The organism is Ralstonia condita, from assembly GCF_958405655.1.
Lineage (GTDB): Bacteria > Pseudomonadota > Gammaproteobacteria > Burkholderiales > Burkholderiaceae > Ralstonia > Ralstonia condita.
Genome location: NZ_CATYWO010000002.1, coordinates 1,068,821 through 1,081,887, shown reverse-complemented (window position 1 = coordinate 1,081,887; position 13,067 = coordinate 1,068,821). Strand labels below are relative to the sequence as shown.

At 64.8% G+C, this 13,067-nt stretch carries 11 protein-coding genes; 4 read left to right on the top strand and 7 right to left on the bottom strand.

What is annotated here, in order from left to right:
• From R2N03_RS11400 to R2N03_RS11370, 7 genes are all read right to left on the bottom strand, one after another.
• On the bottom strand, window positions 1-1,365 hold the full coding sequence (locus tag R2N03_RS11400; protein WP_316657699.1) for a type II and III secretion system protein family protein: 1,365 nt from the start codon (window positions 1,363-1,365) through the stop codon (window positions 1-3).
• The gene (gene cpaB, locus R2N03_RS11395; RefSeq protein ID WP_316657698.1) at window positions 1,358-2,281 is read right to left on the bottom strand and encodes a Flp pilus assembly protein CpaB; all 924 of its coding nucleotides are present in this window, start codon (window positions 2,279-2,281) and stop codon (window positions 1,358-1,360) included. Before cpaB ends, R2N03_RS11400 begins: the two co-directional genes overlap by 8 nt.
• A gap of 50 nt (window positions 2,282-2,331) precedes the next feature.
• A complete protein-coding gene (locus R2N03_RS11390) occupies window positions 2,332-2,826 on the bottom strand; it encodes a TadE/TadG family type IV pilus assembly protein (protein ID WP_316657697.1) in 495 nt (164 codons plus the stop codon).
• Between the two features lie 96 nt (window positions 2,827-2,922).
• Window positions 2,923-3,363: an A24 family peptidase gene (locus tag R2N03_RS11385; protein WP_428984395.1), complete on the bottom strand. Its 441-nt coding sequence runs from the start codon at window positions 3,361-3,363 to the stop codon at window positions 2,923-2,925.
• Between the two features lie 99 nt (window positions 3,364-3,462).
• The gene (locus R2N03_RS11380) at window positions 3,463-3,630 is read right to left on the bottom strand and encodes a Flp family type IVb pilin (protein ID WP_316657695.1); all 168 of its coding nucleotides are present in this window, start codon (window positions 3,628-3,630) and stop codon (window positions 3,463-3,465) included.
• 67 nt (window positions 3,631-3,697) lie between these two features.
• Window positions 3,698-3,868, bottom strand: coding sequence for a Flp family type IVb pilin (locus R2N03_RS11375; RefSeq protein WP_316657693.1), 171 nt, complete (start codon window positions 3,866-3,868; stop codon window positions 3,698-3,700).
• Window positions 3,869-4,223: 355 nt separating this feature from the next.
• Entirely contained in the window at window positions 4,224-5,366 is a 1,143-nt protein-coding gene (locus tag R2N03_RS11370; RefSeq protein WP_316657692.1) for a collagen-like triple helix repeat-containing protein, read from the bottom strand.
• A 493-nt stretch (window positions 5,367-5,859) separates the two neighbouring features.
• Between R2N03_RS11370 and R2N03_RS11365 the strand changes: the two genes are divergently transcribed.
• From R2N03_RS11365 to R2N03_RS11350, 4 genes are all read left to right on the top strand, one after another.
• Window positions 5,860-7,251, top strand: coding sequence for a collagen-like triple helix repeat-containing protein (locus R2N03_RS11365; RefSeq protein ID WP_316657691.1), 1,392 nt, complete (start codon window positions 5,860-5,862; stop codon window positions 7,249-7,251).
• A gap of 265 nt (window positions 7,252-7,516) precedes the next feature.
• Entirely contained in the window at window positions 7,517-9,190 is a 1,674-nt protein-coding gene (locus R2N03_RS11360) for a ShlB/FhaC/HecB family hemolysin secretion/activation protein (RefSeq protein WP_316657690.1), read from the top strand.
• Between the two features lie 124 nt (window positions 9,191-9,314).
• Window positions 9,315-10,565, top strand: a complete 1,251-nt coding sequence (locus R2N03_RS11355) for a helix-turn-helix transcriptional regulator (protein ID WP_316657689.1) — start codon at window positions 9,315-9,317, stop codon at window positions 10,563-10,565.
• 298 nt (window positions 10,566-10,863) lie between these two features.
• Window positions 10,864-12,951: a putative bifunctional diguanylate cyclase/phosphodiesterase gene (locus R2N03_RS11350; RefSeq protein ID WP_316657687.1), complete on the top strand. Its 2,088-nt coding sequence runs from the start codon at window positions 10,864-10,866 to the stop codon at window positions 12,949-12,951.
• The last annotated feature ends 116 nt before the right edge of the window (window positions 12,952-13,067 follow it).

Sequence of the window (13,067 nt, the reverse complement as noted above, 5' to 3'; positions counted from 1 at the left end):
TTAGTGCGAGAAGCCCGGCATGGTGGCCGGATCCGCAATGCCCAGCGCAAACGGCCGCCACACCGGCGCGCCTGCGCCGTCCCGGTCCTGTCCGTTGGACTGGCCCGGCAGCATCTTGTCGATGGGCGCGTTGCGGGCCATCGGCTTGACCAGGTGTGGCGTCACGATGATCACCAGCTCGCGCTCCTCCTGGTTGTAATTCACGCGCTTGAAGAACGTCCCGATGATCGGCACGTCGCCGAGGAACGGCACCTTGTCTAGGTTCGACAGCGTGGAGCGGCTCACCAGCCCGCCAATGACGAAGCTCTCGCCATCGCCCAGTTCGACCATGGTGTCTGCGCGCCGCGTGACGATTGCCGGCACCGTCGCGCCATTGAGCGTGATGCCGCGGCTGAAATCGAGGTCGCTCGCCTCGGGCGCCACTTTGAGCGCGATACGGTTTTCCGACAGGATCGTGGGCGATACCGTGAGGCCGATGCCGAACGGCTTGTATTCGATGGTGGTCGTGCCCAGCGCCTGAGGAACGGGAATCGGGATCTCGCCGCCGGCCAGGAAGCTGGCGCTCTGCCCGGACAGCGCAACCAGGCTCGGCTCCGCCAGCACGCGGGCCATGCCGTTGGATTCGATCAGGCTCAGATCGGCGAAGATGCCCTTGCTGAACGAAGAGATCAGCAGGTTGAATGCCGAACTGACCGGCATCGTCGACTGCGTCGTCAGGCTGTTCGGCGTCACGCTGTACTGGGTCAGCGACGACGGTGCAAAGCTGCCGAACGTGAAGCCGCCACGTGTGCGCGTGAACGAAAAGCCGGCCTCCTTCAGCACCGTCTTACTGAACTCCACCACGCGGACGTCCACCTGCACCGTGCCGGGCACGTTCAGCGACGTGTTATCGATGACGTTGCCGTCCTTGGGCTTCTCCGCACCGCCGGCCGCTGCGGCCAAGCGCCGGGCACGCGCCAGGGCGTACACATCCTTGGGTTGGCCTGAGACGACCGCCGTATTGCCCTGCATGCTGACCACCGGGTCTCCGGGCTGGGGCACGGACGCATCGACCTGCACGTTGTACGTGATGGCCGTCCCGCCCTGTGTCCAGACCATCACGCTGGCTGAGCCTGGCTTTTTTGCAATGATGAGGAGGCTGTTCGCGGCGCCATGTCCCTTCAGCAGCAGCGCATCTGCGATGTCAGGATTACCGATGGCAATGCGCTCGAGCGGCTTGCCCAGGCGGATCTCGCGCTGGCTGCCCGTCAGCAGATGCAGCGTCTGCCCAGACGGTGCCGTCTCGGCAAGCGCCGTCGATGCCAACACCGCGCATCCAAAGGCAAGCGCGCCCATCCAACCGCGAACCACGGCGGCATCAGTCATGTTGCTCCTCTCGTTTTCCTGCGCGGATGATTTCGATCCCGCCTGCGGCATGGCCTCGCGCGCCGCTGCGTGCGGCAGGGGCCATCGGCAGCGCCGGCGCCTGCATGGCATGGACGCGATGGGGCCCGCCGGTCAGGCTCGTGATGGATACGCCGGCCTGCGCGACGTCCATCGGGTTGCGGTCAGCGGCGGCCAGCAACGCGGCGTCCTGCGGTTTGACGGTGGGCTCGGCGTCATCGGCGGGGTTGCGCAGCGCGAGCAGCAGACGACCCGACTGATGTGCCATGGCCAACTGGCTCACGGCCTCTACCGGCACGGACAGGACCGCCGTCTTGGCCGGCTCGACCTTGCGCGACATCGCGCCGCCATCCTGCGTCTTCTGCGGGCTTTCGTTCACGGCCACCGTGCCGAAGGCCAGCACGCGCAGGTGTGGCAGCAACAGCCTGGCCTGACTGCCATCAATTTCCTGCCCGTCGCGGCGCACGATGAAGAACACATCGACGTAATCACCCGGTGCCACGCGGTTGCCGACGCCGATGACCTCATCCACGGTGATCGCGACCGCGCGCTGCCCCGGGGTGACCTGCAACGCCAGTCCTGACGACAATTGCGAGCCAATGAGCGGGACGCCCATGCCAAGCGCGACGATCGGTTCGCGGCCGACCACCTTGCCCACGTCCGAGAACGCATCGGCCGGGTTGATCGGCAGCATCTCGACAGCCAGGGCGTCTGCGGCGATCGGCTTGCCTGCTTCCAGCGGCTTGGTCGTCACGACCACGGGATACAGGGTCTTGCCGTTCTCGCGTACCGTCGCCGGGGCGGGCGGTTTGTGGGCACTGCGCCAGGCTACGGCGCCCAGAATGGCGGCGAGCAGCAGCAGCGCGGCGGCGAAGATCTGGAGATGTTTGCTGGTCATCGGGGGCGGTCTGACGATGCAATCAATGGAAGGGAGCGGGCTGTGACGCTTTACGTGTCGGGCACGAGCTGCACCACGGCGGAACCGGTCAGCGCGTCTGGCACGGGCAGCAACGGGATGGCAGGCAACATGGGGCTGGACCCCGTGGTGACCGGCAGTGTGAGCACGACGCTCAGGCACTCCATGCTGGAGATGGTCGGACAGGTCACCAGGGGCGCCCCGCTCTGGTTCGTCGTGACCTGCGAACTGATGAACGACGGCAGCGCCGCATTGGCAGCCGTGTATGCGGCGGCGATGCGCTGCGTGTTGGAAGGCTGGTACCGCAGGGCTGCGCGGGCGCCTTCTTCGGCGGCCAGCGTCAGCGCCTGCTGCATGGCGAAGATCAGGCCGTAGTACGTGATGCCCAGCATGAGCATCAGCAAGACCGGCAGCACGACCGCAAATTCGATGGACACGGCGCCCAAGCGTTTGCGCCGATCCTGAGGACGGCACTCACCGCCCCGGCGCGCCAGAATGCGCGCCTGTTCCCGTTGTCCTGTCGGCATGGCCGATCCCCCTAAACACACGGCCGCTTGTGCGGCTCTGATCCAACCTGTCTGCGTGGGCGAACAGCGTCTCCAGCGCCGTCGCACAAACCTGTCCTAGTGAAGCTCAAGCAACCACGGGAGGCAAAGCAGTCCGACCGCCATGTAGGCCGCGTAGGGAATACCGCGCTGCCCTGCCTGCGCCGCATTCCACTGAAACAAAGACGGACGCATGCGCATGAGCAGCCACGCCGTCGGGCTTGTCGCATCCGTGCGGCGCGCAACCAGAATGAGCAGCCCATGCAGCCCGGCCAGCAGGCTCCCGATGACCCATACCGGCAGCAACCCATGCCAGCCGCAGATCAGCCCGGCCACGCCGAAGAACTTGACGTCGCCTGCACCCATCCACCCCATCGCGTATAGCGGCAGATACACCGCGAACCCGATGGCGCCACCGAGCAATGCGTCGCGCCAACTTGGCGCCAGGGCCTCAACCGGCCCCGCCCACGCAAGCGCGATCGCCAGCGACAGGCCCGTAAGGACGAGCCAGTTCGGCACCCGCCGGGCGCGCAAATCAAACCAGATGGCAAGAACCGCGAAGGTTGCAACGGCTGCCCAGCCCGCGAAATCCGCAAGCCGAGTCACGACGTCGCTTGATCAGGTAGGGAGCTTGCTTTTGATCATGTCGAAGAGACCCGACAGACTCGTGCCCAGGTTGGTCACGGAAAGCACGATCGCTGCGGCGATCAGCCCCGCGAGCAGGCCATACTCGATGGCCGTCGCACCTTGTTCGTCCCGGATGAACCGAAGAATGGCGTGTTTCATGTTCTCTCTCCTGCTGCGCACTCGCCCTGTTGATTGGTTTTTTATTGCCAACGGTCCGATCAACCGCCTATGGAGCCGTCAATTTGCTGCCAAGAAACAAAAGGATGTTGCCGAGCCTCGCTCCGATATCGCTTGTCGCGGCAACTAGCGCCGCCGCGATCAAACCGATCAGAAGCCCATACTCAATTGCAGAGGCACCCACATCCTCGCGCAGGAAACGCGTGATGATCGCTCTCATGCCGGCTCCCTCATCGATACCGCTTCGCTTCTTATTGCGTTACCGAAGTGTCACGCATGTCACGTAACACTCCGTAACGCTTTTATAGGCTCACGACATGCAGGCGGAAATAACTCAAGTGAGGTACTTCTGTTAAATTAGAGTATCTACTCTATTAATTTCTATTAATAACTCTCCAACCCTCTGAGAAATAATGGAAATCCCTTAATTAGACACGGACTAAACCGATGATAGGAACGGGTTTTCCACAGACTCCAGGTCGATTCGAACGCTCCCCATGACTGTCAGGCAAAAAAAGGATGCGCGAGCGACGGGAACACGCCCGCGCACCTTCAAGAGCACAGACAGGTACTGCTCAGTGCGCCAGGCCGCCTACGCCGCCCAGCAAGTTCGTTACAGGTGCCAGCGGGTTGCTTCCCGAGGTGCCACCGGCCGCGCTGGTAGCGCCACTCAGCAGACCCGTCACGGGAGCGAGCGGATTACTGCCGCCAGCCGCGCCACCCAAGGCTCCGGTGACGGGCGCCAGCGGGTTGGATCCACCCGTTGTCCCGCCCAGGCCGCCGAGCAGGCCGGTCACCGGCGCCAGCGGGTTGCTTCCGCCGCCGGCGCCGCCCAGGCCACCGCCAAGCAGGCCGCTCAGCGGATTGCTGCCGCCGCTCGAGCCACCGCCCGCCGTACCGACGCCGCCGACCGCAGCCACCGTCGTCCCGAGCGATGTCACGACCGGGCCCAGGCTGGACACCACGGGCACGCCCGTCCCGGTGATGGTGTTACCGGCGCCGGCAACGCCGCCGCCCACCGCGCCAAGCAGCGTGTTGAGCCCGCCGCCCAGCCCGGTTGAATCGCCCACCATCTGCGTGGCATTGGTCACTTGCGAGGTCACCGGCACAATGGCCGAGCTGAGCTGCTGCGTGACCTGCTGAACCGCGCCTGACGACAGCGCGCTGCCCAGCAGCGTGCCGCCGCCGACCAACGCCTGTCCGAGTTGTTGCACGCCGCCGCCCACCGGCTGGGTGACCGGCGCCAGCGGAGCGCCCGAGCCTTGTCCAAGGCCCTGCACGAGCGAACCTGCGCTCACGGTGGCCTGCCCCAGGTCGGTCACGACATTACCCGTGCTGGCCACCGTGGTGCCCACCGGGTTCGGGTTCTGTCCCATCTTGCCCACGCCGGTTTGCACGCCCAGGCCGAGGTCGCTGACCGCCTTGCCGAGGTTACCGACCGTACCGCCCAGACCGGCCTTGGATTGATCGGACAGCCCCGGGATATTCGCGTTCTGAAGGGTCGTACCGAGGCCGCTCACAGCCTGCCCCGTTGCAACAACCGTGTTGCCGGTGCCGTTGGCAACCTTGCCGACCGGCGTGACGCCCGTCGTATCGCTCGGGCTGGCGGTCGGCGAGCTTCCCGAACCGGAGCCACCCGAAGAGCAGGCGGCCAGCAACAGTGTGGCCACAGCGCAGGCCAACGGCGCGGCGCGGAGTGCGTGTCGAATGTGAGTCATGGTCTGTCCCCTTCTTTTGAATGGTTGTGTTCCCTGTGTCTGAGCTCGGTACTGCGGACTGCGCAGCAACATCTGCAATAGCCATGCCAATCACATTAGAGTCACAACTCGACATTCAAGAAACGGCATTGCGACTGGCTTTGCGGGCAGGACATCCGGTATTACCCCAAGGCGGGATTCCTGGCAGACAAGACCCGAAACCTTGTTCCCGGCGTTACGTTGTAACGTGACATCGGAACATATTCGCGTGGACATAACCCCCACGGCAAACGTTCAATCCCCTCTTTTGGGGGGTAAATATTCCCCACATTGGGGTGGTTTTCGACGCTTCATTCATTTACCTACGGCGATTGATCCCAAAAAAACATAAACGATTACGCATGGATAAATAATTTTGTCATGGCACACCGTTTGCAGAGTCCACCGACCCAAATGGACATTGGGACCATTTTCCAGCTTCGAAAAAGCGGACTTTTAAAACGGGAGAACAATCATGACCAAGAACATCAAATGCCTGGCAGCCACCATGGCCGGCCTCCTGATCCTGGGCGGCTGCGCCAGCTCCGGTTCGGGCGACATGGGCAGCTCGCTGGGCGGCTCGAATGGCAGCGGCGGCTCGACGAACAACGGCGGCACTGCGCCGTCGCCATCCCCCTCGCCGTCGCCTTCCCCGTCGCCTTCCCCGTCGCCATCGCCGTCGCCTTCACCGGCGCCCGCCCCCCTGACGCCTGCCGGCGCCATTCTGAACAACACCGGAAACGTGGTAACGGCCACCGGCTCAGCCATCAGCGGTGTTGGCTCCACGATTCAGAGCGCGCCGCTGCCGTCGCAACTGAGCGGCGTGCAGAGTGGGCTCGGTGGCGTGGTGGATAACCTCGGCACGACCGTCTCGGCCCTGGGCACCGGCGTGCAGAGCGGCCTGGGCAGCATCCCCAACAACCCGAACCCGGTCGGGACAACGGTGTCGAGCCTGGGAACTGTCGTGACGGATGCGGGCAACACCGTCACCAGCACCGGCACGCTCGTCGACAACCTGGGCACGGGCCCGCTGGCGCCGCTGTCCCCGTTGACGACGCCGCTGGCTGGCGCGGTGACGCAGGTCGGCCAAGCGGTCGCCAATGGTGGCGGCACGCTGGGCACCGCGCTGTCGACAGGCCCGGTGGAGCAACTGACACAGCAGTTGAGCACCGCCATCGTTCCGCTCACGTCGCAGGTCACCAATGCCACGCAGACCGTTGGCGCCACGAGCGGCCTCGGCTCGCCGGTCTACACGCTGCTGGGTACCGTGGGCGGCGCCGTCGCCAACGGCGGTAACACGCTCACCGGTACGCGGGCACCCGTTGTCAGCAACCTCGGCGGTGTCGTAACCGCGGTTGGCAACACGGTCGGCGCGCTGGGCGGCGTGGTGTATTCGCCGACGTCTTCGCCCAGCAATCCGCTCGCGCCGATCACGGGCCTGCTGGGCGGCACGGGCGGCTCCAACCCGTTGGCGCCGATCACCGGTGGGCTTGGCGGCCTCGGCGGTGCGGGTGGCGGCAGCAGTCCGCTGGCCCCCATCACGGGCGTGCTCGGTGGCCTGAGCAGCGGGACGGGCAGCAATCCGCTGGGCGCGGTCACGGGTGCGCTCGGCGGCTTGGGTGGGGCAGGCAGCGGCAGTCCGCTCGCGCCCCTCACCGGCGCATTGGGCAGCATCGGCGGCGCGACCGGCGGCGGCAGCCCGCTTGGGGCAATCAGCAGCGTCACCGCGCCGGTTGGCACTGCGGTCAGCACCGTCGGCACGAGCCTCACTTCGACCGGCGCTGCCACGCCGCTGGCCCCGGTCACCGGTCTGGTGGGCGGTCTGCTCGGCACGGTGGGTGGCGCACTGGGTGGCACGGGTCACTGACCACCCGACGGCGAACCGGTACCAGACCGGTTCGCCGTTTGTTTTAAACGCTCGCGCACGGAGGCGGCATCGGGCGGCATCACAGCGTGTCAAACGCGCATGGGGCGACCTGCCATCGGTATCTACCATGGGGCGTTGCGTCGCGTGAACGTTGCCTCTATGCGTTTTGTTGTAAAGCAGCATGTCTCGCGGTTATCGTTCGAAGCAGTGCGCGGCGATGCGCTGCGTCGTTTCAAGACAAACGAATACCACGGAGGAGACAGGCGTGCGGACCACCACCCTGCGGTTGGCCCTGGCCACGGGCGTTGCCCTGACCCACCCGGCGCTGAGCTGGGCGCAGAGCAGCCCTACCCAAGGCAACCCGATCGACACGCTACCCAAGGTCGATAGCTCGCGTCCGCCCGAGCAAAAGATCCAGGTGCAGGTCCAGCGGCCGAACCCTGCGTTGGAAAACCTGCTCGCCACGCATCTCACGCCCACCAAATTCCAGATCGAGGGCGTCAAGACGCTCCCGTTTCCGGAGATCGCCGCGCACTTTGCGCCAATGGCCGGGCACGACATTACCGTCGCGCAATTGCTGCAGGCGGCAAACGATGTCACCAAGCTGTATGCCGATCGCGGCTATCCGCTGTCGTTCGCGTTTGTGCCGGCCCAGACCTTTGCGGGCGGCGTGGTGCGCGTCACCGTGGTGGAAGGCTACGTTGCGCGGATGCGGGTCGAAGGTACGCCGGGGCCCCTGGAAGGCCGCCTGCGCGAAATCTCGCGGCGCATGATGGACGAGCGTCCGCTGCGCAAAGAGACCTTCGAGCGCGTGACCGGCATACTGGCGCTGCAACCCGGCGTGCAGATCACCGCGACCGTGCAGCCGCCCACGACCACCGATGGTGCGAGCGAGCTCGTGCTCAACGTCAAGCGCAAGCCCTACACCGTCGGCACGGGCGTCGAATATCGCTCGCCGGGCGTGCGCGCCGTGATCACGGGCACGCTCAATAGCGTGACGCCGCTGGGCGAACAGATCACCGTTTCCACGCTGCAGCCGCGCGGGCGCGACCAAGAAACGTTCTACTCGGCCGCGTGGGCGCAGCCAATCGGTACCGATGGCCTCCTGGCCAAGCTCACATGGTCGCACTACCGAGGCATGCCCGAAAACCTGCCGCTCGAGCAGCTTGGCTACCAATCGCGCTATCTGACCGACACGCAAAGGCTCGGTCTGTCGCTGAGCTATCCGGTGCTGCTGTCGCGTGAGCGCAGCCTGACGCTGACCGGCACTTTCTACGGCAATGACGATAAGCAACGCTATTCGCCGCAGAACACCGCCATTGCACAGACCGAGCTCGACGCACGGGTGCGCGTCGCGGGCGCGGAGGCGTTGTACACGGAGGTGAGACCCGGCGAGACGCGAAGAGCCTCCGTCGGCCTCTATCAGGGCATCAACAGCCTGGGCGCCGGCAAGTCGCCCAACAACAATGTCGACCTGAACTTCCTGCGCACGCGCATCACCGCCAGCGAGGCGCATGACCTGCCCTTCGGCTTCGGCGTGGTGGTGGCTGGCGCGGCGCAATACAGCGGGGAGGTGCTGCCGTCGTCGGAACAGATCAGCTTTGGCGGCCGCTTCTTCGGCCTCGCCTATCCGGCCGGCGAAATCGCCGGGGACCGCGGCTGGGGCGCCTCGCTGGAGATCAACCGCGCCTTTACCGCGGCAATGACGTATCTGAAGACTGTCCAGCCTTATGTGCTGTACGACACCGCCAAGGCGTATTCGAACGCCGGGACGCTGGTACACGACCAACTTGGCTCGATTGCCCTGGGCGTGCGGTTTTCCGATCGGAAGTACTACACACTCGATCTGGCCATCGCTCGCCCGGTCGGTGACAAGCCGATCAACAGCAGTTCTCGCAGCCTGCGCTTCAACGCTGCCTATACGTATCAGTTCAACTAGACCGACATGCTGAACACGTTAAGGTTTTTTTGAATTTTTTATTTTTCAGCGCTGAAAGTCGCTCACACCCCCCTCCGATGGGGGGGATACAGCACCTCTGGAATTTGGGAGGATCAAATGCGCAATGTTAAGCTTTTGCAGAAAGTTGCCGAGTACCAGAGAAGTCGCGCAAAACAACAATCACCAAGACAGCGACGGCGGCAGCACGCCGCAACACATCGACGGCGAAGGATCGCACCTTCAGTCGTCGCAATACGCATCGGGGGCCATCATGCTGCAACGTCTATCGGATGACGCAGAGTTTCACCGTCTCGTCGATACCATTTACGAGGCGGTACTCGAACCTGCGCAAATGCCGATCGCCTTGGCGTTGCTTTCGGTTTATGCCGGAGTCGAGAGCGCACACTATTTCGTCTGGGACAAGCACACGGACGCCCCGCGCCACGGCATCTCGTCGGGCTGGTGTCAGCAGTGCCCACAACCCGGCGAGTGCGACCCGCTCTGCCAGGATCCGCACGTGCTGAGCGCACCGGCGCCGGAAGACACGTCCGCGGCTGCGATGACCCTGGTTGACACACCCGACCTGCGCGTCACGATGCGCCTGCGCACGAATGAAGATGTCTCGGAGCTGAGCGCCGACGAGCGCGAAGCACGCCTGCAGCGCGTCCTGCCGCATCTGCAACGGGCAGCGCGCATGCAGCAGCGCAATCAGGAACTGAATGAACTGGCGGCGCTCGGCATGGCCGGGCTCGATACGCTCGACTTTGGCGTGATGGTCATCGAGCGCACCATGCGGGTGAAGTACGCGAATGCGTGGGCGCGGACGATGGCCGCGGAAGACGACCGTTTGTCGTTGGATGGCGGCAGGCTCCACTCCGCGGAGCACACGCACGACGCAGCGCTGCGCAATCTCATTGAAACCGCCGCCGGCTCGCTCGGCGTGCAGGGCGCGGCTGGCTCATGGATGTATCTGGCACGCGACGGGCGCCCTGTGCCATTCATCGCGACGCCGCTGACGCCCTCTGATGTCATGCGTTCTGCCTGGGCGTCACCACTGGCTGTGGTGCTCGTGGGCAACTCCGAAGCCCGCTCGGTGATGGACGCAGGCGTGCTCGCCTCGCTCTTCGGCTTGACCAACAAGGAATGCATCGTCGCTGCGCGCCTGGCGGCCGGCGAAACGCTGCAGGAAATCGCCGAGCGCGAGTTTCTCTCGGTGCACACGGTACGCGTGCACATTCGCGACATCCTGCGCAAGACCGGCACGCACCGTCAATCCGAACTCGTGCGCTTGCTGCATCTGCTGCCCAGCGTGGATCTTGAGCGCGCGGGAGCAGCAACACCCGTCGCGCGCAGCCGTCCCCGCCTGAACGCCTGACGCGGCGCGGCGCGGCGCGGCGTGAGGCTGCGGCCAGGGCGCATTCACATGCGCCTGCCATCCGCGTATACCCCATTCATGTTTGGACCACGCTTGCCGATGTATCAGGACAGGCGGGGCGTCGTCACGCTGGCTTGTGCTTACGCATTCCCGATGGCAAGTCTCTGCGCATTCTGTGAATAGGGCACAACAAACACGCCTTTTCTCTGCCTGAAACAGCAGGCTTTTGCGCTATGCTCGCCGCAAAACACAGACAGGCGCTGGTCATGGATCGGGGGACCACGCCACATGCGCTCGAATGCATAACGATATCCATATTGCGCTGCTGCTGTTTGCGTGGGTCAGCACGGGGTTGACCACGTTTGCCGCATTAGACGCCGCGACACGTCTGCCGGGGGGCTCGACGGTCGCGAAACGCCGCAACTGGCGCATCGCCTGCGCCACCATCCTCGGGCTTGGCTTGTGGTCAGGACTCTGGCTTGCCCAGATCGGCCTGCACCGCCAGGTGGGCACGTCGGCGGGAGCGCCCATCCTGGCCACGCTCCTGATTGCGCTGGCGGCATCGGTGGCGGCGTTCTCCGTATTGCTGCCAGATGCGCCGCTCACCACCGCCACGCAGGCGTTGCAACGGCGTGGCATTGCCATCGGCACGCTGGCGCTGGGCCTCGGGTTACTGGCGATGGAGCTCCATCTGGCGCGCCCATGGATCCAGGAAGATGCGCTGACGCTGCGTCGCGTCGTCCTCGGATGGGGTGGCGGCACGCTTGTACTGGGTGCGGGCACGTGTCTGGCCCTGAGTATGGCATTCGATACGCCGCCCGCCCTGCGCCGGGCGGCCGTCGGGCTGCGCGCGCGCGCGGCCACCGTACTCGCTACCTCTGCCATGCTCTCGCTGGCGGCATGGCCGTCGATGGCTGCGTGGCCCGCGGGGGAAGCCACGACACACATCGTTCCCATCATCATGCTGAGCGCCAGTGGCGTCCTGGTCGCCCTGAGCCTGCACGCCGCGCTGATCATGCTGGAAGCCCGTGTCGACTCGACCCAGGCGCACCTTGCCGCGTCACTTGCGCGCGTGACCAACCAGGCGCCGGAGCCCCAGCATCACGACACGCTCACCGGCCTGCCCAACCGCCTGCAACTGCGTCAGGCGCTGGACAGCGCGATTCTCTCGTCGACGCGGCGCGGTCGGCCCTTCGCCCTTTTCTATCTGGATCTGGACAACTTCGGGCAGATCAACGAACAGCATGGACGCAACACTGGCGACCGCGTCCTGCAGATCATCGCCGAGCGGCTGCGCCAGGCGATGCGCGGTGAGGATGTCGTCGCACGCCTGGGCGGCGACGAGTTCGGCGTCCTGGTCGAGGGGCTCTCCCTGCCGGAGGCGGCGGCCACCATCGGGGACAAGCTGCTGTTCCGCCTGCGCGAATCGGTCGAGGTGGATGGGCGCCGCGTGCGCGCGACCGCCAGCATTGGCGTGGTGATCCATCCGCACAACGGCGTGACGGCTGATGCGCTGCTTGAACATGCCGATGCCGCCATGTTCGATTGCAAGCAGTCCACCGGCAATGCCTACCGCTTCTTTGAACCGCGCCTGAACACCACCGCACACCGCGTTCTGCAGATCCAGCGCGCGCTGTCGCATGCGGCGCTCAACGGGCAGTTGTCCGTGCACTACCAGCCCAAGTTCGACGCCCGCACGCAGGCAATGACCGGCGCGGAGGCATTGCTGCGCTGGAACCACCCAGAACTGGGGGCCGTGTCGCCTGCAGAGTTCATCCCGCTGGCCGAGCGCACCGGCACCATCATTGAATTGGGCGATTGGGTCGTGGAAGAGGTCTGCCGCCAGATCATGCACTGGGATGCCGTCGGCATGCCCCCGCTGCGCATCGCCGTGAATCTCTCGCCACGGCAGTTCCAGCAACCCGATCTGGTACAGCGTCTGGCGCAGATCCTGCACCGCTATCAGGTGGCCGCGCACCGGCTGATGTTCGAGATTACGGAAACCGCTGCGATGCGTGATGCCGGGCAGAGCATCGCGACGATCCGCCAGATTCAATCGCTCGGTTTTGAAGTCTCGATCGACGACTTCGGCACCGGCTATTCCAGCCTCAGCTACCTGCAGCGCTTCCGAGCCCAGCAAATCAAGATCGACCGGGCATTCGTGAGCGCGCTCGACGACAACCTGCCCGAGGCCGCCGCCATCATTCGCGCCATTTGTGCAATGGCGCATTCGCTGGACATGACGGTCGTGGCGGAAGGTGTGGAAACCGAGGCGCAAATGCAAGCGCTGGTGAATCTGCACTGTGATCAATTACAGGGCTATCTTCTTGCGCGCCCCATGCCGGCCAGGGATTTTCAGGAACAGATGGAAGTGCAATTCGCCTGACGCGATCGCATGGCCAATGCGTCATTGCGACGCATCGCCTCTTCTTTCAGGAACCTTTCAAATGAATTCCCTGAAAAAATTTCATCGCTGAGCGTTCAATTGCCTTGGCAATAAAA

Coding starts and splice junctions, on each gene's coding strand:
- R2N03_RS11375 (WP_316657693.1), bottom strand. CDS start 3,868: ATGAGAGCGATCATCACGCGTTTCCTGCGCGAGGATGTGGGTGCCTCT.
- R2N03_RS11355 (WP_316657689.1), top strand. CDS start 9,315: ATGTTAAGCTTTTGCAGAAAGTTGCCGAGTACCAGAGAAGTCGCGCAA.
- cpaB (WP_316657698.1), bottom strand. CDS start 2,281: ATGACCAGCAAACATCTCCAGATCTTCGCCGCCGCGCTGCTGCTGCTC.
- R2N03_RS11370 (WP_316657692.1), bottom strand. CDS start 5,366: ATGACTCACATTCGACACGCACTCCGCGCCGCGCCGTTGGCCTGCGCT.
- R2N03_RS11400 (WP_316657699.1), bottom strand. CDS start 1,365: ATGACTGATGCCGCCGTGGTTCGCGGTTGGATGGGCGCGCTTGCCTTT.
- R2N03_RS11390 (WP_316657697.1), bottom strand. CDS start 2,826: ATGCCGACAGGACAACGGGAACAGGCGCGCATTCTGGCGCGCCGGGGC.
- R2N03_RS11380 (WP_316657695.1), bottom strand. CDS start 3,630: ATGAAACACGCCATTCTTCGGTTCATCCGGGACGAACAAGGTGCGACG.
- R2N03_RS11365 (WP_316657691.1), top strand. CDS start 5,860: ATGACCAAGAACATCAAATGCCTGGCAGCCACCATGGCCGGCCTCCTG.
- R2N03_RS11350 (WP_316657687.1), top strand. CDS start 10,864: ATGCATAACGATATCCATATTGCGCTGCTGCTGTTTGCGTGGGTCAGC.